This window comes from Prosthecobacter sp. (genome assembly GCF_044222565.1).
GTDB lineage: Bacteria > Verrucomicrobiota > Verrucomicrobiia > Verrucomicrobiales > Verrucomicrobiaceae > Prosthecobacter.
This window is the reverse complement of sequence record NZ_JBGANA010000011.1, coordinates 189646-209570: the sequence shown is the minus strand read 5'-3', so window position 1 is coordinate 209570 and position 19925 is coordinate 189646. Positions and strand designations below refer to the sequence as shown.

The window sequence follows — 19925 nt, the reverse complement described above, 5'->3', positions numbered from 1 at the left end:
TGTGATGCGATTTGGGTAACTTGGCAAGCGTATAGAGCACGATGCGTTCCCGATCCCTGTCGATACTGCTGTTTTTGTTGATCTCCGCCGCCCAGGCTGTGGAGACGAAACCTGCACGGGTCATTGATTTCAAAGGGCCGCCGCATTCCTACCTCGAATGGAAGCCGAAAGACCGCTTTGCCGAAATGCAGGAGCGGGCGCAGAAGGGGGAGGTGAAGCTGGACACGACCAGTGACAAGGCCTTCCTGACCAGCCTGCTGGAGGCGCTGAACATCCCCATCAGCTCGCAGATCCTGGTGTTCTCCGCGAGTTCGCTGCAAAGCGAGATCATCAATCCGCGCAATCCCCGTGCGCTCTACTTCAATGAGGATACCTACCTCGGCTGGGTGCCGGGCGGACTGGTCGAGATCATCGCCGCAGATCCTGAGATGGGGCCGATGTTTTACGTATTCAACCGCATGCGTCCGGGCGGCCCGGTGCCGGACGTGGTGCGCTCCACCAAGTGCATGAACTGCCACGCAGGCAATGCGACGCGCCGGCTGCCCGGTTTGATCGCGGAATCCTTGCTGGTCTCGCGCGCGGGGTCCAGCCTGGAGACTTACCGCCGGGATGTGCAGGGACACCAGATCCCTCTGGAAGATCGTTTCGGTGGCTGGCACCTCACCGGCGAGCACAATCTCACGCAAAATCGTGCCAACGTGATGGGCATCCCGAATGCTGGGAAGAACCAGATCGTCTCCGTGAATCCCGGCGAGTATTCAGACCTCAGCCTGCATCTGCTGCCCACGAGCGACATCCTGCCGAATCTGACGAACGAACATCAGATGGGTTTCGAGAACCGGCTGGTCTATGCCATTTACACCACGCGGCAGCTGAAGTTTGAAGGCAAGGGCATTCTGGGCGCGGCGGCGAAAGCTGAGCTCGAAGAGCGTGCGCAGGAACTGGCGCGCTACATCATGTTTGCCGATGAGGCGAGATTTCCCGCCAAAGGGATGGTGGGAGATCCCGCCTACGTGCGGGACTTCTTGCGCGACCGCAAGACCTCCAAAGCAGGCCTCTCGCTGAAGGATCTGGATTTGAAGACCCGCATGTTCAAGCACCGCTGCAGCTACATGATCTACACGGACACCTGGAAGCATGCGCCGAAGGAGCTCAAAGAACGCGTCTATTACCACATGGCGCTCTACCTGCGTGAAGCGCCCGATGCGCAGCATGCCCACCTCGCCTCGGCGGAGCGGGTGGCCATTCGCAGCATCCTCAAGGACACGATGACGGATCTGCCGGCGTGGTGGCGGTGAGGTGATTGAAAAGTGATGCGGGCACTCTTGCCCGCAGCGGAGCGCTCTCATTTGCGGGCAGGAGTGCCCGCATCACTTCCGGAGGCTGATCATCGGGCGTTTGTGCGATCTTTCTCCTGCTGCTGCTTTTCGTATTTCGCCTTCAGTTCCAGCAGGTGCTTGCGGAACTCTTCCTGACGCTGGCGTTCTCCTGGAGACAGCTCGACCTTGGCCGGCCGGGAGGGATTGGACTTGGGAACCGGAGAGATCGCCGTGAACAGATGTGCCCCAAAAATCAGCATCCCACCGCCGAGCACTGCGAAGCCCGTGACGGTGAGGTTGCGCGGATGCAAGACCTTGGACGCCCTGGACAGGGTGATGCGGAGCAGGCGGCCTTTCCATGCGGCTTTCCAAACGTCCGCAGGAACAACGCCCTGCACCAGCATGCTGCCGGGCCATTGCCTGCCGAGAAGCACCACGGCCTCCAGAGCTTGCTGGGGCACGCTGGCCTGCCAGTCACATGGTGCGTCAGGATGATTCAGCTGGCGCGACCAAAAGCTTCGGTGGAGGGGCGTCAGATCGCGCAAGGCCATTCCTCTCGTGATGGCGGCGTGGAGCTGGTCAAACTTTGCGGAGTTTGCTGAAGCCTCCAGCGAGCGGCTCAACTTGCGCGCGATGGACTGGGCGATGAAGGGCTTGTGCAAAGCCGCCAGCGTGGCCGCACGGAAATAGAGATCTGTCGTGCGCGGGGACAATCCTTCGGGCAGGCAGTCATCAAGCCGCTGGGCAAAAACCGCCATGTTCATCTGGTTTCCCGCCTGCTCCATGGCATCAAGGACTCGAGTCAGGAACGTCATGCGATCGCCCTGCAGCAGCAGAGCGATGATGATTGCGGGAGTGGTGGAGCCAAACAGCGCGGCTTTGGCGTGAAACGCATCGTCCAGAATGGCCTCCAAGGCGAACGGAGGAATGCCATACTCCACCACGTCAGAGGCGAGGGCTTTGAGGGCCGAGGAAACGCCCGGCAAATCTTGCTCCGTGCCCTGCAAGGCGCGATCGAGAGATACGAGCGAGTAGGACCATTCACGTGGCCAGTTGCGCTCGGGGCGGCCCTCGGGTTCCGGCTTTGCACTCGGCTCCTGCTCCACGCGGTGCGGCAGCACGGGGACGGCGCCCGGTGCCCAGGAAGAAGGCAGCGGCGGCGGCGTATTGCGCGCAGGTGGGACCACCGGAGGAGGAGACGCTTTTTCGGAGACGTCCTCTTCGACCTCATCCTCCACGAGGAAATCGTCGGCCCATTCTTCGGGTTCGGGCGCGGCGCGGTGCTTCAGCCAGTCGAGCGCGAATTGATAAGCGGAGCGAAGCTGCTGGAAACCCTCCGGGTCCTGGTCAGGACGATGAACCTTCAGCAACCGGGCATAAGCGGAGCGCACCTGCTTTTCATCCGCAGATTCGGGCGCCAGCCCCAGAACTCTCCAAGGATCAGCCATCGGTGTCGCGGAAAAAGGGTGCCATGAACCGGTCCAGATCCTCAGCCGCCTCTGCGATACGCTCACGCTCCTGACTGATGAGCGCCGCCTCAAAGGCCTCGATGAATCCTTCCAAGGAACGACGCATTTCACCGGAGAGGTCGGCGTAGAGCCGGTTCGCCCGCTCGATGCGTGCACGATTTTCAGGCCGGTCCGCGGGATTCGTCTTCAGCGGCTGCAGCATGCGCAAGGCCTCGGCGATCTGCTCGGCGCTGAGGGTGCCTGGACGCTGCTCGATCACTTTGCTCACCTTCTTGCCCGTCTCTTTGATGGTCACTTCGACTTCGAGGATACCGTTCATGTCATAGCTGAAGCGCACATCCACCTGGCCGGGGTATTTCTGACCTGGGCGAGCGCGCAGCCCCTGGATGTGGAGCTTGCCGATGTTGCGGTTGTCTTTGACGAGGCGGCTCTCTCCCTGGTAAACCTGAATGGCCAGTTCATCCTGCTCCGGAGAGAGCGTGCTGAAGATTTCACTGCGGCTGCAGGGCACCATGGTGTTGCGCTCGATGATGGGCGCGAAGAAGCCATGCTCGCGATGGCCGCGCATGAGTTCCTTGGTGGTCTCAATGCCCAGTGTGTGAGGGCAGACATCCGTGAGCACGAGATCCTTTACGGCGGCATCTCCCGCCACCAGGGCCTGCTGCACAGCCGCGCCGAGCGCCACGACACGATCCGGATCCAGCGTGCGGGACGGCTCCATGCCGAGGAGATCCCACAGGTCATCAAAAACGACAGGCATGCGGCTGGCACCACCCACCATCAGCACGGCATCGATCTGCTTCGGGGTGAGTCCGGCATCCCGCATGGCGCGCCGCACCACGGGCCGCAGGCGCGCGGTAATGGGCGCTGTGGCGGTGATGAAATCGTCCCGGGTGATCGGGGCATCCTTGCCATGCAGCGAAATCGTGGTGCTGGCCTGTTTTGAAAGCACGCGCTTGAGCGATTCCACGCGCTCCCGCCAGCGCAGGGCATCTGCCGCGGGAGGGTTCCAGTTGAACTCGCGTTCGATCCACTGGGCGAAGGCTTCCGTGTAATCCTCGCCCCCGAGGCGGCTCTCTCCGGAGGACGCTTTGACCTCCACGACGCCTTCGAAGGATTCGAGCAGCGTGACGTCAAAGGTGCCGCCGCCCAGATCAAATACGAGCAGAGTGCTCAAGTCATCCGCCGCACGGTAGCCGTAGGCGAGCGCGGCCGAGGTGGGCTCATTGAGCAGGCGCAAAACTTTGAGTCCGGCAATGGCCGCAGCATCCACCGTGGCCTGGCGCTGCTGATCATGGAAATAAGCAGGCACGGTGATCACCGCAGAATCCACTGTGGTTTTCAGCTGCACTTCCGCAATGCGCTTAAGTTCGCGCAGCACGAGCGCGGAGCATTCCACCGGCGACCATTTGCGACCACCAAACTCGTAGGTCGTGTCGGTTCCCATGTCCCGCTTAAAGCAGGCCTGGCCTGCAGTTGGACACGTGATCAGGCGGTCCTTGGCTGCACGCCCCACGAGCAATGCGCCATCTTCCGCAACTGCGACGACAGAGGGAATCAGGTCCTCGCCAAGTTCATTTTTCAAAGTCACCGGCTGCCCATTGCTCAAGATGGCAACGAGGCTGTTCGTGGTGCCCAGATCAATTCCAATCATCGCGAGTGAGGTGGTTCCCTTTTTCCTACCGGCTCAGCTCGAGCATGCGCAGGATGGGCTTCTCCGCCCTTTTGCGCAAGTCTTCGTCCATCTCCACGCGGGGCGAGAGATCGCGCAGGCAGTCGTGCAGTTTTTGCAGAGTGTTGAGTTTCATGTAGCGGCAGTCGGCGCAGGCGCAGTGGCCGGTGGGGCCGGGAATGAATTTTTTCCCGGGAACCTCGCGCTCCAGGCGGTGCAGCATGCCGCTTTCCGTGACGATGATGAAGGTGCTGGCAGGGCTGTTACGGCAGTAACCGACCATTTTTTCCGTGCTGCAGACTTCATCGGCGAGAATCCGAACGGCATAGGTGCACTCGGGATGAGCCACTACTTTGGCGTCCGGGTGATCGTCTTTGATCTGCTGGATGCTGTCCCGTGTAAACTCCACGTGCACGTAGCAGGCACCTTTCCACAGGTCCATCTTGCGGCCCGTGCGCTCCATGACCCAGGAGCCGAGGTTCTGGTCCGGCACGAAGAGGATGGGGCGGTCTTTCGGTGCGGCCTCGACGATCTTGTCCGCATTGCCGCTGGTGCAGATGCAGTCGCTCAAAGCCTTCACGTGGCCGCTGCAGTTGATGTAGGCGATCACGTAGTAGTTCTTCGCCGCGTTCGCTTTGAGGAAGGACTCAAGCTGCGGGCCGGGGCAGCTCTGCTCGAGCGAGCAACCGGCATTGGCGTCCGGCAGGACGACGATCTTGCCGGGGTTCACGATCTTGGCCGTCTCTGCCATGAAATGCACGCCGCAGAAGACGATGACATCCGCCTCGGTCTCCTTGGCCTTGTAAGCAAGGCCGAGCGAGTCTCCCACAAAGTCAGCGATCTCCTGGATGGCTTTGTCCTGGTAGTTGTGCGCCAGGATCACGGCATTGCGTTCTTTTTTGAGGCGGAGGATTTCTTCAGTAAGGCTGGGGGCTGCGGTGGCGACCATGGAAATGTGTATAACAGGGCGAAGAGGAAGCAAGGGGGGAGGGTCAAGGAGTCAAGCATTGTCGGGAGGTCAAGAGTCGAGCTTTGCACACTTGACCACGTCTTGACGATTCCTTGACCTCCGCCCAAAGTACCCACGTGACCCAAAAACAGCCCCACCCGCTCCTCGACCTCGCTCTCACAGTCATCCTGCCTTCCATTGCGCTGGAGAAACTTAGCACTCCCGAGCGGCTCGGCCCTTTGTGGGCGCTGGTGGTGGCGCTGCTGCTGCCGCTGGGGTTCGGCATCTGGTGCTTCATGAACAAGCGCGGACTGAACTTCTTTTCCGTGCTCGGCCTGGTGGCCGTCATCATCACTGGAGTGCTGGGGCTGTGGAATCTGAATGCCACGTGGTTTGCGGCCAAGGAGGCCATGTTTCCCATTTTCCTCGGCATCGCCTTTCCGCTGAGCCATCGCTGGGGCAAGCCGTTGATCAATGAGATGCTGCTCAATCCGCAGATCATCAATCAGCCAGCGCTGCACCAGGCGCTGAACACGCCTGAAAAGCATCACAGCTTTGCGGTGCTGCTCAAAAAAGCCTCCTGGGGCATGGCAGGCACGATGCTGCTTTCCTCAGCGATGAACTTCGCGCTCGCCCTCTACCTGCTCGGAGACAAAGCCCCCGGCAGCGAGGAGTATACGAAGGCCATCGGCCGGCTGAACTGGAGCGGCTTCCTGGTCATCGGCATCCCGCTCATGGGAGTGACGCTGGCATTGCTGCTATGGCTGCTGCGTTCCATCACCCGGCTCACCGGTCTGGAGCGGGATGATCTGATGAATCAGGGCACCACGGTGCGCAAGCAGGTGAACAATGGATGATTTCCCTTCTAAAAACCGTTTGCCCAAACCGCCGGGGCCGTTTATAGACTTCGCCCCCGGACTCGCGCGATTAGCTCAGTGGTAGAGCATTACCTTGACATGGTAGGGGTCACAGGTTCGAACCCTGTATCGCGCACCATCTTCGATAGAAGATTCAGTCCACATCCCAAAGGCCTCAAGAAGGCTTTCATGCGCAGGCTCAAGCCCATGCGATCAATCTTTTGGCTGACGACGAAGCCAGAGGTACGCACCGGGGGCGCAATCAGGTCCATCCTGTTTACAAAGATTGTTAAGGCCATTGGGCGGCGCGGTTGCGATCACCGAACACTGCCCTTCCAACAGTCCTCTCTGAGGCGTGGGTCAGTGAATCCGTTTCAACCCCAACGACCTTTATGCCTTCGCGTACCCCAGCCCAGTCAAAGAAGTCCAAGGCGGCAGCGACATCCCCTGCCGAGACACATCAGCAGACCGACGACAAAAAGGCCGCGCTGACCACCAACCATGGAGTGCCCATTTCAGACAATCAGAACTCCCTGAAGGCTGGAGTCCGCGGACCGACCCTCATTGAAGATTTTGTCCTGCGGGAAAAGATCACGCACTTTGATCATGAGCGCATCCCTGAACGCATCGTGCATGCGCGTGGCTCAGGTGCTCACGGCTACTTCCAGGTTTACGAATCGCTGGCGGAGATCACCAAGGCGGCATTCCTGCAGGACCCGAAGGTGAAAACGGAGGTGTTTGTGCGCTTCTCCACCGTCGCCGGCGGAGCGGGCTCGGGAGACATGCCACGCGATGTGCGGGGATTCGCGACGAAGTTCTACACGAGCGAAGGCAATTACGATCTGGTAGGGAATAACATCCCGGTCTTTTTCATTCAGGATGCCATGAAGTTTCCGGATCTGGTCCACTCGGTGAAAATGGAGCCGGACCGGGGCTTCCCGCAGGCGGCCTCAGCCCACGTCAACTTTTGGGACTTCGTCTCCCTGAGTCCTGAGACCATGCACATGCTCATGTGGACCATGTCGGACCGGGCCATCCCGCGCTCTCTGCGGATGATCGAGGGCTTCGGGGTGCATACCTTCAGGCTGGTGAATGCCAAAGGAGAGTCACACTTCGTGAAGTTCCACTGGCGGCCGAAGCTCGGTACCGCGTCTGTGCTGTGGGATGAGGCCGTGAAAATCAATGGAGCGGACCCCGACTTCCACCGCCGCGATCTGTGGGATGCCATCGCCAAGGGCGACTTCCCGGAATGGGAGATGGGGCTGCAGGTCTTTGACGAAGAGACCGCCGCCTCGCTGGATTTTGATGTGCTGGATCCCACCAAACTCATCCCGGAAGAAATCATTCCTCTGCGGATGGTGGGGAAACTCGTGCTCAACCGCAACCCGGACAACTTCTTTGCCGAGACTGAGCAGGTGGCCTTCCTGCCCTCCAACATCGTGCCGGGGATCGAGTTCTCCAATGACCCACTGCTTCAGGGACGGCTGTTTTCGTATCAGGACACGCAGCTCTCACGCCTTGGAGGGCCCAACTTCCACCAGATCCCGGTGAATGCGCCACGCTGCCCGATGCACAACTTCCAGCGTGACGGACTGCGCCAGATGCAGGTGCCGAAGGGACGCGTGAACTATGAACCGAACAGCTTTGACGGGGGCAAGCCACGTGAGTGCCCCATGCACGGCTTTACCAGCGTGCCGGAAGAACTGGACGGCACCAAGATCCGCAAGCGCTCCGAGACTTTTTCCGACCACTACTCGCAGGCGCGTCTTTTCTTCCGCTCCATGACGGAAACGGAGCAGCAGCACATCATCAGCGCGTTCTCCTTTGAACTGGCCAAGGTGGAGACGAAGGCCATCCGCCTGCGCATGCTCGGGCATCTGGCAATCATTGATGCCGACCTCTACGCAGGTGTGAAGGAGGCTCTTGGCATGGAACAGGACGCTGAAGCCATCCAGCCCGCAGTTGCGCCACGCGATCTCGCTCCGTCCCCTGCCCTGAGCATCCTCGCCAAGGCTCCCGCCACGCTTCGAGGACGCAAAATCGGCGTCCTCATCACAGACGGATTTGATTCCAACCTGCTGAGCGCTTTGCAAAAAGCCGCCGCCAAGGAGAAAGCCACCCTCATGATCGTGGCCCCAAAAGTGGGAGGCGTGACAGATGCAGCGGGCACCCGCACCGAAGCAGACGCGCCCATCTCAGGCGCACCTTCGGTGATTTTTGACACGGTGGCCATTCTTGCATCTGAAGCTGGCGCGCAGGATCTTGCCGCGCAGGCCGGCCCGCTCGACTGGGTGTCCAACGCCTTCGCCCATCTCAAGATCATGGGCCACACAGCCGAAGCCCAGCCTCTGCTGGATGCCGCTGGAGTGAAGGCGGACGAAGGTGTGATCCCGCTGCCCAATGACAAGGCTGTGAAGCGCTACATCGAGGCCGCGAAAAACGGACGGCTGTGGCAGCGTGAGCCGACGCTGAGAAGGCCCGGCTGAAGCAGCGACATCAGAAGCGCGCCTCATTCCTCAGGGAAGAGGCGCGCTTTTGTTTGGAGGCGTTCGTGTGGCGCGTCACCGGTCAGCCACGTGGTTTCCAGCTTGTGTGCGGTTTGGGCTTCGGCGGCGGCGGGCTGGGACAGCCCGCCCTACCTCGCCGAGGGCATGCGCATGTCAGGCGTGAGGTAGGGAGGCTTGTCTCAAGCCTCCGCCGGGCGTCGATAAGGATGTCTGACGAAAATCAGCTTCTCAAATCGCCATCGCTCTCGTTTTCCTTCAGCTCCGCCACCCACGAACGCACCACCCTGGCACTGGTGTGCGCACAGGCCTGCAGGCCGTAGGAGTAGGGGCGGTGTCCGGTGACATGCGGAAAGGCGATGTCATGAATGCGGGGATTGGGCCTGCCATCCGCACCGATGATTCGATAGGCGTCGTCGATGTCGATGCCACCGGTCTCGTAGAACCACTGGCCGCGTTTTTTCTCTACAAGTGCCTCCTTTTCGGGAGACACTTCTTTCCACTCCCCGGCCTTGAGAAAGGGAGACTGCGCCCTACGCACCCGCCGCGTCCGGACCAGACTGGGAAAGGGATAGCGCCTGAGGTTTACCGATTTCTGGCCGCTGCAGTCGATGAACATCCGGTAGGTGCAGATCCTCTCCTTTCCGTCCTGCTCCACGACGACAGCGGTCACACCCTTGGAGGTGAGCTTGCGGATCCGCACCACCCTGCCGGAAACCATCTCAAGCTTGCCAGCGTCGTAGAGCGCCAGGATGCTGTTTCCAGAGGGGAGCGGCATGGCCGCAATAACATTCATGAGAAATGGCATCACCTTTTCCTGAAGAAGCAGGTGATCTTCTGCTGGCATGAGCTCGGCATGGTAATTCAAAGTGTACATCAGGTCATCCACGGCCTCCTTCCAGTGGATGGGTTTGTGCTGCTTCACCGCGCGTTTTGCCTCCACCATCTCCTTCCGCATGCCTTCAAAGGCGTTCGCGTAGTCATGCTTGTCCGTCATCGTCTCGACGAAGTCCGCGAACTTGAATGCGGGATCCTCCAGCTTTCGGGAGAGCTCCGGCATGCCATCATGCTCAAAGGCCGCGTGCAAAACACGGCGGCACACCCGGTCGAAATACACCTCGATGCGGAGGAAGCCGTTTGCGTCCAGCAGCTGCCGCATGCCTCCAGACGTGACATGCCGGTAGATCTCCCTCATGGGATGAACCTGGGCAAACTGCAGGTGGGGAAGCAGGCCCTGCGAAGAATGCATGACGATTTTAAACTCCCCTGTCCCGGCATGCGGCTTGTAGACCATGCGCCCGTCCTCCATGACAAAGTCGCCGTGCCGGTGGGAGAGGGAGGAGACTACATCGAAGGCGCTCAGCGAAGCCCCCAGGGTGCCGATCGTGAAAAGGGCCTGGCTTCCATCATCGGCGAGCAGTTTGCCGATTGGCCATGGCGAGGCGTAGTAGCCGCATTTTGGCTCGTCTTTGGAGGGCCACTGATGTCCTGTGGCGATCACCACCATGTCACACTCGTAAACTTCCTGGGTCGAGGTGAAGAGCATGACCCGGCCGGTTTCGGCATCGTCCTTGATGTCGGTTACCCCGCACTCGGCATGGTTTGTGACATGGATTCCCGCCTCGATAATCCAGCTCGTAAGCAGTTGATACTGGGCCTTGAAATACTCTCCGAGCGCCAGACGGCTGTACACCTCCTCTTCGCTGATCTTCTCCGGCAGGATGCCCAAGGAGTGCAGGACGGCTGAGGATTGAGACCGCAGCCAGTCCGCAAAACTCACCGGCAGCTTCGGGAGCTCCTCCGAGGAGATGTTGGACATGTTGAACCTGTCCGTAGTCTCGGGGCTGTAGGGCATGCCAACGCCGACCACGCCGCTTTTTTCAAAGATATGGATGCTGCCATACTTTGATTTGAGCACGTCCACTTCAGCAAGAATCTCCTTCAGAAGATAAAGGGCGGAGGGACCACTGCCAACAATGGCCAGCGTTGCGGTTGCGTTCATGGGAGATGGAAAAATCGGGCGGCTACTTTTCATCGCTTAAAGGCCGCCAAGCGGTTGCGTTGCGATGAATCAGGCATGCAATGGGCCGACACCCTGGACGAAACGGAGGCCCCACCGGACGGGGCGCCTCCGCTCGTGCTGCACGCCAGCGTCGTGGCCATCTACATCTCCTCAGGTCATGACTACTGGACCCGGCAGGGGGCAGGACGTCTGCAGCACGGTGTTCAGGAAGTCACGGAGGTGGAGTGCATGTCGCAGTATGGTCTGCGTGGCGACCGCTACATCCACAAAAAAGCGGGCCATAAGGGACAAGTAACCTTTCTGGATGCTGACGTGGTGGAGGAAGTGCGCCAACTCTTCAAATTGCCCAAACTTCCCGCCTCCATCTTTCGCCGGAATGTGATCCTGCGCGGAGCCAGCCTGAAGGATCTGCTGGGAAAACGCTTTCTGGTGCAGGGCGTGGAATTTGAAGGAAGCCAGGAGTGCAAACCCTGCCACTGGATGGACCGGGTGATCGCAGACGGTGCGGAGGAATATCTCAAAGCGAATTTCCGCGGCGGTCTGCGCGCCAAAATCTTCACTTCGGGTATGCTGCGCAGCAGCAGCGCCTAAACAGGCAGCGGGATCTGCGGCACGGTGATCACAAATTCCGCCCCCTTCCCTGCCTCGCTCTTCACCGCCACCGTGCCGCTATGGGCTTCAACGATGGCTTTGACTAGGCTCAAGCCCAGGCCCAGGCCGCGCTGGGTGCGGCTTTTGTCTCCACGATACAGGCGCTCCCAGATGTGCGGCTGGTCGGTGGCGGGGATGCCCATGCCGTTGTCGCGAATGCTGACGGTGACGATGTTGTCAGCAGCATGACAGGTCAGATGCACGGTGCCGCCTTCGGGTGTGTATTTGAGAGCGTTGTCGAGGAGATTGGCGAAGACCTGGCTCAGGCGTGTAGGGTCCAAAGAGGCCATGCACTCCGGGGCGAACTCCGTGGTGATGGCGATGTGCTTTTCTTCGCTGATGAGGTCGTAAAGCTCCACCACCTGCGTGAGCAGCGCGGGGATGGAGGTGAGCTCACGGTGGAGTTTCATCATGCCGGCCTCGGCTTCGCTGATGTCCATGAGCGCCTTGAGCATGGTGAGCACGCGGTCGGATTCCTCAACGCAATCCGCCAATGCCTCGCGTGCGAAGGGATCCGGCGTGGCCTGTACGGCGGCCTCCGCCGTGCCGCGCAGGCGCGTTAAAGGCGTGCGCAGATCGTGCGCCACGTTGTCCAGTGCATGGCGCATGCCCTGGATGAGCGACTCGTTTTTGTCGAGCAGGCGGTTGAACTCCGTAGCCAGTTCCTCGAGTTCGGTACGATTCATGTGGGCGGCGACACGAGCAGAAAAGTCCCCGGTGTCAGAGATGGTGCGCGCTGTGTCCACCACCTCCCGCACGGGCTGCGTGGCGCGATGCGCGAAGTAGGCGCCGCCCAGCACTGCAAAGATCAGCGTGGGAGTCATGACCAGCAGAAAGTTCCGTCGGAAGGGCTGCAGCACCGTTTCACGGCTGTTGGTACTGCGGCCCACCTGGATAATGGAGCCATCCCGCAGGCGTGCGGTGGCCACCGTAAGATCCCGCTCGTCGTCTTTAGGGATGCGGAGCCAGTCAAGATTTGCGACATCGGTCTGCGGCCGCAGCGAGCTGGCATCTGCCGGCAGCCAGTCGTTGGGCACATTGACAAAAAGCACGCTGCCCAGATTTCCCGTGACGCGGACAAAGAAGGACTTGGATTTGCCTTCGTCCGTGCTGTTGAGCTGGACCAGATTGCGAAGGGCTGGCAGGCCGCCGCTGGCATACACCGCGGCGCATTCCTTCAGCCGCGCCTCGATGACCTCGCGGTCCTTGCGCTCCATCGCCGAGGCCAGCAGAACGTAGAGCAGGCCAAAGAGCACCACGGCGCTAAGCGTGAAGATCACTGCATAGCCGAGCGTGAGCCGCACGGCAAAGCTGCGCAACCAGAGCTTAAGCGGGTTTGAAGACATAACCGACTCCGCGAATGGTTTGAATGAGTTTCACCTCGAAATCTTTGTCGAGCTTGGTCCGCAGGCGATGCACCAAAACGTCCACCACATTGGTCTGGGGATCGAAGCTGTAATCCCACACGTGCTCAAGAATCATCGTTTTGGTGACCACGCGGCCGGGGGTGCGCATGAGAAGCTCCAGGAGCGCGAATTCGCGGCTTTGCAGCTCGATGCTGCGCCCCTCACGTCTGACTTCGCGCGAGAGCAAGTCGAGCACCACGCCTGCAGAGGTGAGCGTGGTCGGCTCCACCACATGGGTGGCGCGACGGATCAGGGCCTGCACCCGTGCCAGCAGTTCAGAAAAGGCAAAAGGTTTGGTAAGGTAATCATCCCCGCCGGCCTGCAGGCCTTTCACGCGATCGTCCACCGTGGCCTTGGCGCTGAGAATGACCACCGGGGTGTGCACCTTCTCTTTGCGGAGCTGACGCAGGAGGGAGAGGCCGTCCAGCTTTGGCAGCATGAGGTCGAGCACGATGCAGTCGTAACTGACAGTGCAGGCAAGATCGAGGCCCTGCTCGCCATCGGTGGCGGCATCCACGCCGAAGCCGTTTTGCTTCAGCCCGTTCACGATGAACGAGGCGATCTTGCTGTCATCTTCGATCACTAATAGGCGCATGGCGGGCTGGGAATTCATACGGGTAGCGGTGATGCGCGGAGTTGTCCAATGTGGGAGAAAGGCGCGGCGTCCGGGCTCAGAAGAAAAAACCCGCTCCTGCGCTGGTGGCGGGAGCGGGTTGGGAGCGGAGCTTCAGAATCAGCCCGCCTTGCTTTCATCCACGACGATGAAGCGGGTGCCGCCATGGCTCCAGATCTTCACGAGGGAGACCTTGCTCTCGGGCTTGGCGCAAAGTGCGGTGGCCTGCTCGGCATCTTTGACAGGCTGACGGTTGATCTCGAGGATCACATCGCCTTCGCGAAGTCCGGCATCGTAGGCCACAGAGTCTTCCTCCACGGAGGAGACGAGAGCGCCTTTGATGTTGGAGGGCACTTTGAGCTGGTCACGTGTGGCTTTGTCGAGGTCAGCCACGCCGACGCCATGGAGAGCATCTTCCGCATTGTCTGCGGCGGGAGTGGCGCTGGCCACCTTGTCTCCTGGAAGAACCTTGACGGTCACATTCAGGGTCAAGGATTTGCCATCGCGCAGCACATTCATCGGCACAGCGGCGCCAGGAGCGGTGGAGCCCACCTGCAGTTTCAGATGACGGCTGTCACTGACGGGCTTGCCATTGAAGTCGGTGATGACGTCGCCGCTTTTCACACCCGCTTTGTCAGCAGGGCTGTCCGGCGTGACACCGGAGACAAGGGCGCCTTTGGCAGCATCCAGCTTGAACTGCTGAGCCAGCTGAGGAGTCATGTCCTGGATGTTCACACCGAGGAAGCCACGCTCCACACGGCCATTGTTGACGATGCTTTCCATCACCCAGCGGGCCAGGTTGGTGGGCACTGCAAAGCCGACGCCTTGATTGCCTCCGCTGCGGCTGAGGATGGCGGTGTTCATGCCGATGAGGCGGCCTTCCACGTCCACGAGGGCACCGCCGGAGTTGCCGGGGTTGATGGCAGCGTCGGTCTGGATGAAGTCCTCATAGTCGAGCCCCATCGTGGCACGGCCTTTTGCGCTGATGATGCCGGATGTCACCGTCTGGCCAATGCCAAATGGGTGGCCGATGGCGAGCACCATGTCGCCAACTTCGATTTTATCGCTGTCAGCAAAGGCCATGGCGGGAAGGTCTTTGGCTTCGACCTTCACGACGGCGACGTCGGTCTTGGGGTCGCGGCCAATCACCTTGCCATTGAACTCGCGTCCATCAGTCAGGCCAACCTTGATCGTGCTGGCGTTGTCCACCACATGGTTGTTGGTGAGGATGTAGCCGTCTTTCGTGACGATGATGCCGGAGCCGACGCCCTGCTCACGGGGCATGCGGCGCTGCTGCTGACCGCGCTGCTGCTGGAGCTCATCCGGCATCTGAAAGCCGGGGCCAAAGAAGCGGCGCAGATCCATGCCGCCCGGCAGCTCCATCTGGCTGACCTTGGCTTCGCTGGAGACTGAGATTTTGACAACGCTGGGCGCGACGGCTTTCACAATGGGCGAGAAGCTGGGGAAGCCCCGGGTGGCGGTGGAGAGGGGAGCATCGCTGACCTGGATGTGCAGCGGCTCCGCCTTGCCGAGGGACGCCTCCTTGGCAGCCGTAAAAGCCACCAGCGAGGCGCTCAAGACGCACACGGAGCCAAGCACGGCCGTGCGCTTCCAGATCGACGTGTGGGAGGATGAAGTTTTCATGGGTGTTGTTGGGTTCATTTGATTGTTTGAGGTGGATTGATTTCCACCGCAATGAAAGCACCCGGGGCATGGCTTTTACGTTACTGGAACATTACAAGCGTGTAAGGTTCGGACCTTTATGTCCCCATGTAGCGACGCTCCATCTCCTGTGTTTGTTGCATGGCAGGGTGAGCGAAGATTCCGCCCGGTTAAGCCCGCGAGGCGCAAGCGTCGCTGAACATACCCAGGGAGATGAACAAAAATTCTCGCGCTAAGATTCGCTCAAGAAAAGAAGCTGTTGAACCTCACTTGTTATGAGTGGCGCACCCGTCAGGATTCGAACCTGAAACCTTCTGATCCGTAGTCAGATGCTCTAATCCGTTGAGCTACGGGTGCGTTGAGACTTCTTCAGCCGCTGCTGGGAAACAGCGGGCAGCGAGAATAGACCAGTGCACTCCTTTGTCAATCACTCCGACACATTTTATTCAATTCTTTCCGCAGACTTCAGCGTGACTGCTCGTAGGCGTGCGCGACGCGGAGAACAGTGGCTTCATCCAAAGCTTTGCCGACGATCTGCAAGCCTACGGGGAGAGCCTTGCCCTCCACTTCCACACTGCCACAAGGCAAACTGATGCCGGGCAAACCCGCGAGATTCACCGGAATGGTGAACACGTCTTCCAGATAAGCGGCGAGCGGGTTGTCTTTAAGCTCGCCAAGTTTGTGGGCAGGGGTGGGGCTGGTGGGAGAGACGATGACGTCCACCTGCTTGAAGGCCTCGGTGAAGTCGTTGCGAATCAGCGTACGCGCCTTTTGTGCGCGGATATAATAGGCATCGTAGTAGCCGGAGCTGAGCATGTAGGTGCCCAGCAGGATGCGTCGTTTCACTTCAGGTCCGAAGCCTTCGGAACGGGAGCGCGTGTACTGATCCATCAAATTGACGGCGGCACTGCTGCGGTGCCCATAGCGCACACCGTCAAAGCGGGCGAGATTGGCGGAGGCCTCCGCAGGAGCGAGCACGTAGTAGGTTGCCACTCCGAGTTCAGTGTGAGGCAGGCTGATTTCTTCGACGATGGCACCCAAAGATTCCAACTGACGAATAGCGGCCTGCACGCTGGCGGAAACTCCGGCATGGATGCCGTCGATGTAATACTCCTTTGGCAGTCCGATGCGCAGACCTTTGATGTCGCGCCCCAGAGTCGCCGTGAAATCCGGCACTTCTACGTTCAATGAGGTGGAGTCGAGAGCATCATGACCGCAAAGGTGGTTCAGCAGCAGAGCGGAATCTTCCACCGTTTTGGTGACGGGTCCGATCTGATCAAGCGATGAAGCGAACGCGACCAGTCCAAAGCGGGAGACGCGGCCATAGGTGGGCTTGATGCCGACACAACCGCACAGGGCGGCAGGCTGCCGGATGGACCCGCCTGTGTCTGAGCCAAGGGCTGCGACTGCGAGGTCTCCTGCCACCGCGGCGGCGCTGCCACCACTGGAGCCACCGGGCACGCGCGAGAGATCGCGCGGATTGCGGGTGATGCCGAGGGCGGAGTTCTCAGTGCTGGAGCCCATGGCAAATTCGTCCATGTTCAGTCGGCCAAACGGGATGGCGCCGCCGGCGCGCAGCTGCCGAATGGCGCCCGCATCATAGGGGGAGGAGTAATTTTCAGCGAGAATGCGTGAACCGCAGGTACAGGGCTGACCGGTCACGTTCATGTTGTCCTTCACCGCGATGGGAACGCCACCCAGAGGCTTGGAGATGTCTGCGCGGTCAGCTTCCGCAAGGGCGGATTCGACATCCCAGGACAAGTAGGCACCGATCTCTGCATTGCGCGATTCGATGGACTTTGCGACATCCAAAACAATGTCTCGTGGCGTGATTTCACCTGCAGTGATGCCTTTGCGCAAGGCTGCAATGGTGGAGGAGGCAAGCATAGTGGGGAAAGGCGGAAAAAAGAGAGAAAAGAGACGGGCCGTTACTCGATGACCTGCGGGATCTGGATCTGATCAGCGACGCGTTTGGGGGCGTTGGACAGCGCCTGCTCCTGGGTAAAGCCCGGCCGGGGAATGTCTGAACGCAACACGTCATAGACGGGGATGGCGTGGGCGGTCGGCTCCACCCCGTCCAGATCGTAGCGGGTCAGGGTGTCGATGTAAGTCAGGATGCCGTCAAGCTGGGAGGCATAACGCGCGGCTTCCTCTGCGTCGAGAGAGAGACGAGCCAGCTTGGCCACATGGTTGATGTCGATCTGATGAGATTCAGGCATGATAAACCGCCCCTCTTGGCAGCAGGAGCCATGGATTGCAAACAAAAGGCACAGACTGCTAGCAGTCTGTGCCTCGGAAAAGTTATCTGATTGCCCCTACCAGCCCTGGTAGGAAGAATAAGGAACTTCGGAACGGAACCCCACTTCCGGCGGGAACTGGGTGTAGCCCCACCAGGTGTCCACGTTTTCCTTGTGATGATAAGGTGGGCGGTAGGTGCGCTTCCAGCTCGGAATCGGGAAGGTGGCGATCTCATAGAGACCGTAGCCAGCTCTCACCAAGGTGCGCTTCGTGCCTTCCACGATGAAATCAGAAGCAGCGGCGATGGAGCCGTCGGACTCATTGGTCTTGCGCCAGACGGCCGGATACTCGAACCAGCCGAAAAGAACGTTGCCCACACCACGGCTAAGCTTCCGGCTCCAGGTGAAATGATGCCCGGCAGGGGACTGGATGTCTCCATAGGCGATGCTGGAAACGGCACAGAGGGTGAAAGCGAGGAGTAGAAAACGGTTTTTCATGCGACTTAATGATGATTAACAAAATTTGGCGGTGTTTGGCAACCATTAATTGCGTTTTTTGCCACCCTCATTTCATCGCTGCTGGGGTGGAAACTGGCGGTACAGGAGCTGGCGAGCCTGCTCCAGTGCCACAGCAGAGACGGGATGTGCCACCGTGTTGTTCATTTCTGGGTCTTCACGGCTGTGATCATAAAGCTCGCTGGCCACGACACTGCCGCTTTCGAAATCGCGCCACTCGGTGTAGCGGAGCGTTGGAGTCCGAACGCTCACCCCCATGACCTCCGGCTTGGCACGAGGAGAGCGGTCAGGATAAGGCGGACGAGGGTGCTGGGTGTAGGCGGCCTCTTTGACCGTGGATTTGGGATCCTTCAAAACGGGCACAAGGCTCACCCCCTCCATGCCGGGGGCGTCAGGGAGCCCACATAGAGCGGTGACGGTCGGAAAGAGGTCCAGCATCTCGACCAAGGCATCCGTGCTGGTTCCAGCTTGTTTTGCCTTCGGCGGGGCGATGATGAGCGGCACGCGGGCGTCGAGTTCGAAGTTTGTAGTCTTGGCCCAGAGACCATGTTCGCCAATGTGGTAACCGTGATCGCCAGAGAACACGATGAGGGTGGAGTCCCGCAGGCCATGGTGTTCCAGAGCGGCGATCACCTTTCCCAGTTGGGCATCCAGATAACTGATGCCGGCATAATAACCATGCCTCATTTCCGCTGCCTGCTCGGCTGTGGGCTGCTTCTGATTTTCGACGGGTCCCAAAATCTCCGTGCTCTGGTGGAATGCTATTTCAGGGGCGGCTGCGGGTCTCGCGGGGTTATAGGCAGGCAGTTTATCCCGCTGATAGAGGTCCCAGTACTTTTTGGGAGCATTGAAGGGAGCGTGGGGTTTCCAGAAGCCGACCGCGAGAAAAAAGGGCTGATCTTTGACCTCGCCGAGGACACGCACGGCTTCAGCCGCCACCCGACCATCATAATAGGCCTCGTCCGGCACCTCGCGGCATTCACACAGGGGCACTTTGCCATATTGGCGCAGATTGCCGGAGAGGCTTGCAAAGTTGGGAGGCAGCGTCCCGGTTACCTGAGGGACGTCATCGCCGTGGTTGGCATAGTGCAGAAATTCCGGGGCGCTCCACGAGCGGGGATCGCCATGCTCTTTCGTGTGCCAGTTGTGGAAGATTTTGCCCACGCAGCGGGTGGTGTAACCATGCTGCTTCATCCAGAGCGGCAGGGTGAGCACGTCTGGTTTTAACTCCCGGAAATGGGTGCCGTTCACATACAGGCCCAGTGTCCCGGGGCGAAGACCGGTGAGCATGGAGGAGCGGGAGGGATTGCAAACCGCCTGCTGGCAATAGGCCCGGCGGAAAAGCGTTCCGCTTCTGGCCAAGGCATCCAAATGAGGAGTGACTGCTGCGGAGCCATAGCAACCGAGCTCGGGACGCAAATCGTCCGCCATGATAAAAAGGACACGGGTATGGTTTGTGGCGTGCGCCAGTGCAGTGGTCAGAAGAACAAGAGCCCCGAGGGCAGCGGTACGGAAGGTCATGGCCCGCCATTAACGCGAGATCCAACCTCTTAATTACCCTGAAAGGAGCCAAAAACTAGGCGGTCGTGCGCTGAAGCTTGTTCCGCATCCTGCGCCATTCCGCACGATGGTTACGCGCCCATTCATTGAGAGCAAACTCGAAGCCGATATCATGCCCCTCCTGCTCGCTGACGAGCCATTTGAGCCGCTGAATTTCCTCCTGTTCGGCCAAAAATTCGCCATAGGGAGTTCCGGGCAGGGCAGGCAGATGGGAGCTGGTCATCGGGTGTATAACTATATGAGTTTGAGGCCGGTTCAAGCCAGAGGTGGCGAGCTATGTGGCAAATGGAAGGGCTGGCTGGAGGGCCGTCGAGGACGAGACAGCGGATTTTTTCGGACTGCAAAAGAAAGCAAATGACAAGGTCTTTCCACCCTTTATATAATGAGCGACTTAAAGTCACACGTCCAAGCCGGAGTAGCTCAGTGGTAGAGCATCGCATTCGTAATGCGAGGGTCGCGGGTTCAAATCCCGCCTTCGGCTCCATCC

16 protein-coding genes and 3 tRNA genes are annotated in these 19925 nt (G+C 59.8%); 6 read left to right on the top strand and 13 right to left on the bottom strand.

Going from position 1 to position 19925, the window contains the following annotated elements; genetic code table 11:
- Window positions 1-41: 41 nt before the first annotated feature.
- Entirely contained in the window at window positions 42-1298 is a 1257-nt protein-coding gene (locus ACILSR_RS17765; RefSeq protein WP_395751137.1) for a hypothetical protein, read from the top strand.
- 89 nt (window positions 1299-1387) lie between these two features.
- On the opposite strand, the gene ACILSR_RS17760 is transcribed toward ACILSR_RS17765, so the two are convergent.
- The 3 genes from ACILSR_RS17760 to nadA are packed head-to-tail and all read right to left on the bottom strand — an operon-like array spanning window position 1388 to window position 5409.
- Entirely contained in the window at window positions 1388-2767 is a 1380-nt protein-coding gene (locus ACILSR_RS17760) for a hypothetical protein (protein ID WP_395751136.1), read from the bottom strand.
- Window positions 2760-4442 (bottom strand): Hsp70 family protein, encoded by a 1683-nt coding sequence (locus tag ACILSR_RS17755; RefSeq protein WP_395751135.1) that lies wholly within the window; start codon window positions 4440-4442, stop codon window positions 2760-2762. The genes ACILSR_RS17760 and ACILSR_RS17755 overlap by 8 nt, the downstream gene beginning before the upstream one ends.
- 25 nt (window positions 4443-4467) lie before the next feature.
- On the bottom strand, window positions 4468-5409 hold the full coding sequence (gene nadA / locus ACILSR_RS17750) for a quinolinate synthase NadA (RefSeq protein WP_395751134.1): 942 nt from the start codon (window positions 5407-5409) through the stop codon (window positions 4468-4470).
- Window positions 5410-5546: 137 nt separating this feature from the next.
- On the opposite strand from nadA, the gene ACILSR_RS17745 reads away from it, so the two are divergent.
- From ACILSR_RS17745 to ACILSR_RS17735, 3 genes are all read left to right on the top strand, one after another.
- The gene (locus ACILSR_RS17745) at window positions 5547-6266 is read left to right on the top strand and encodes a VC0807 family protein (RefSeq protein ID WP_395751133.1); all 720 of its coding nucleotides are present in this window, start codon (window positions 5547-5549) and stop codon (window positions 6264-6266) included.
- Between the two features lie 64 nt (window positions 6267-6330).
- Window positions 6331-6405: transfer RNA gene (locus tag ACILSR_RS17740), tRNA-Val, on the top strand.
- A gap of 253 nt (window positions 6406-6658) precedes the next feature.
- Entirely contained in the window at window positions 6659-8752 is a 2094-nt protein-coding gene (locus ACILSR_RS17735; RefSeq protein WP_395751132.1) for a catalase, read from the top strand.
- 241 nt (window positions 8753-8993) lie between these two features.
- On the opposite strand, the gene ACILSR_RS17730 is transcribed toward ACILSR_RS17735, so the two are convergent.
- Complete coding sequence (locus ACILSR_RS17730; RefSeq protein WP_395751131.1) at window positions 8994-10772, bottom strand: FAD/NAD(P)-binding protein; 1779 nt, start codon at window positions 10770-10772, stop codon at window positions 8994-8996.
- Between the two features lie 75 nt (window positions 10773-10847).
- Between ACILSR_RS17730 and ACILSR_RS17725 the strand changes: the two genes are divergently transcribed.
- Window positions 10848-11384 carry an MOSC domain-containing protein gene (locus ACILSR_RS17725; RefSeq protein ID WP_395751130.1) on the top strand — a complete coding sequence of 179 codons (537 nt, stop codon included), beginning with the start codon at window positions 10848-10850 and terminating at the stop codon, window positions 11382-11384.
- Here the strand turns inward: ACILSR_RS17725 and ACILSR_RS17720 are convergent.
- The 9 genes from ACILSR_RS17720 to ACILSR_RS17680 all read right to left on the bottom strand — a co-directional run bounded on the left by ACILSR_RS17720 (window position 11381) and on the right by ACILSR_RS17680 (window position 19661).
- Window positions 11381-12790 carry a sensor histidine kinase gene (locus tag ACILSR_RS17720; RefSeq protein WP_395751129.1) on the bottom strand — a complete coding sequence of 470 codons (1410 nt, stop codon included), beginning with the start codon at window positions 12788-12790 and terminating at the stop codon, window positions 11381-11383. The two genes, ACILSR_RS17725 and ACILSR_RS17720, sit on opposite strands and share 4 nt — an antisense overlap.
- Entirely contained in the window at window positions 12771-13445 is a 675-nt protein-coding gene (locus tag ACILSR_RS17715) for a response regulator transcription factor (RefSeq protein WP_395751128.1), read from the bottom strand. The genes ACILSR_RS17720 and ACILSR_RS17715 overlap by 20 nt, the downstream gene beginning before the upstream one ends.
- 138 nt (window positions 13446-13583) lie before the next feature.
- Window positions 13584-15107, bottom strand: coding sequence for a DegQ family serine endoprotease (locus ACILSR_RS17710; protein ID WP_395751127.1), 1524 nt, complete (start codon window positions 15105-15107; stop codon window positions 13584-13586).
- Window positions 15108-15405: 298 nt separating this feature from the next.
- Window positions 15406-15482 (bottom strand) — tRNA-Arg (locus ACILSR_RS17705).
- A gap of 108 nt (window positions 15483-15590) precedes the next feature.
- A complete protein-coding gene (gene gatA, locus ACILSR_RS17700) occupies window positions 15591-17012 on the bottom strand; it encodes an Asp-tRNA(Asn)/Glu-tRNA(Gln) amidotransferase subunit GatA (RefSeq protein ID WP_395751126.1) in 1422 nt (473 codons plus the stop codon).
- 41 nt (window positions 17013-17053) lie between these two features.
- Window positions 17054-17344 carry an Asp-tRNA(Asn)/Glu-tRNA(Gln) amidotransferase subunit GatC gene (gene gatC / locus ACILSR_RS17695; RefSeq protein WP_395751125.1) on the bottom strand — a complete coding sequence of 97 codons (291 nt, stop codon included), beginning with the start codon at window positions 17342-17344 and terminating at the stop codon, window positions 17054-17056.
- Window positions 17345-17440: 96 nt separating this feature from the next.
- The gene (locus ACILSR_RS17690) at window positions 17441-17860 is read right to left on the bottom strand and encodes an exosortase system-associated protein, TIGR04073 family (protein WP_395751124.1); all 420 of its coding nucleotides are present in this window, start codon (window positions 17858-17860) and stop codon (window positions 17441-17443) included.
- A 72-nt stretch (window positions 17861-17932) separates the two neighbouring features.
- Window positions 17933-19399: a sulfatase gene (locus ACILSR_RS17685; protein WP_395751123.1), complete on the bottom strand. Its 1467-nt coding sequence runs from the start codon at window positions 19397-19399 to the stop codon at window positions 17933-17935.
- Window positions 19400-19454: 55 nt separating this feature from the next.
- On the bottom strand, window positions 19455-19661 hold the full coding sequence (locus ACILSR_RS17680) for a hypothetical protein (RefSeq protein WP_395751122.1): 207 nt from the start codon (window positions 19659-19661) through the stop codon (window positions 19455-19457).
- 186 nt (window positions 19662-19847) lie between these two features.
- On the opposite strand from ACILSR_RS17680, the gene ACILSR_RS17675 reads away from it, so the two are divergent.
- Window positions 19848-19922: transfer RNA gene (locus ACILSR_RS17675), tRNA-Thr, on the top strand.
- Window positions 19923-19925: the final 3 nt, after the last annotated feature.

Excerpts from the sequence above, each read along its gene's own strand:
- ACILSR_RS17765 (WP_395751137.1), top strand. The coding sequence starts at position 42 with ATGCGTTCCCGATCCCTGTCGATACTGCTGTTTTTGTTGATCTCCGCC.
- ACILSR_RS17760 (WP_395751136.1), bottom strand. The coding sequence starts at position 2,767 with ATGGCTGATCCTTGGAGAGTTCTGGGGCTGGCGCCCGAATCTGCGGAT.
- ACILSR_RS17755 (WP_395751135.1), bottom strand. The coding sequence starts at position 4,442 with ATGATTGGAATTGATCTGGGCACCACGAACAGCCTCGTTGCCATCTTG.
- nadA (WP_395751134.1), bottom strand. The coding sequence starts at position 5,409 with ATGGTCGCCACCGCAGCCCCCAGCCTTACTGAAGAAATCCTCCGCCTC.
- ACILSR_RS17735 (WP_395751132.1), top strand. The coding sequence starts at position 6,659 with ATGCCTTCGCGTACCCCAGCCCAGTCAAAGAAGTCCAAGGCGGCAGCG.
- ACILSR_RS17730 (WP_395751131.1), bottom strand. The coding sequence starts at position 10,772 with ATGAACGCAACCGCAACGCTGGCCATTGTTGGCAGTGGTCCCTCCGCC.
- ACILSR_RS17725 (WP_395751130.1), top strand. The coding sequence starts at position 10,848 with ATGCAATGGGCCGACACCCTGGACGAAACGGAGGCCCCACCGGACGGG.
- ACILSR_RS17720 (WP_395751129.1), bottom strand. The coding sequence starts at position 12,790 with ATGTCTTCAAACCCGCTTAAGCTCTGGTTGCGCAGCTTTGCCGTGCGG.
- ACILSR_RS17715 (WP_395751128.1), bottom strand. The coding sequence starts at position 13,445 with ATGCGCCTATTAGTGATCGAAGATGACAGCAAGATCGCCTCGTTCATC.
- ACILSR_RS17710 (WP_395751127.1), bottom strand. The coding sequence starts at position 15,107 with ATGAAAACTTCATCCTCCCACACGTCGATCTGGAAGCGCACGGCCGTG.
- gatA (WP_395751126.1), bottom strand. The coding sequence starts at position 17,012 with ATGCTTGCCTCCTCCACCATTGCAGCCTTGCGCAAAGGCATCACTGCA.
- gatC (WP_395751125.1), bottom strand. The coding sequence starts at position 17,344 with ATGCCTGAATCTCATCAGATCGACATCAACCATGTGGCCAAGCTGGCT.
- ACILSR_RS17690 (WP_395751124.1), bottom strand. The coding sequence starts at position 17,860 with ATGAAAAACCGTTTTCTACTCCTCGCTTTCACCCTCTGTGCCGTTTCC.
- ACILSR_RS17685 (WP_395751123.1), bottom strand. The coding sequence starts at position 19,399 with ATGACCTTCCGTACCGCTGCCCTCGGGGCTCTTGTTCTTCTGACCACT.
- ACILSR_RS17680 (WP_395751122.1), bottom strand. The coding sequence starts at position 19,661 with ATGACCAGCTCCCATCTGCCTGCCCTGCCCGGAACTCCCTATGGCGAA.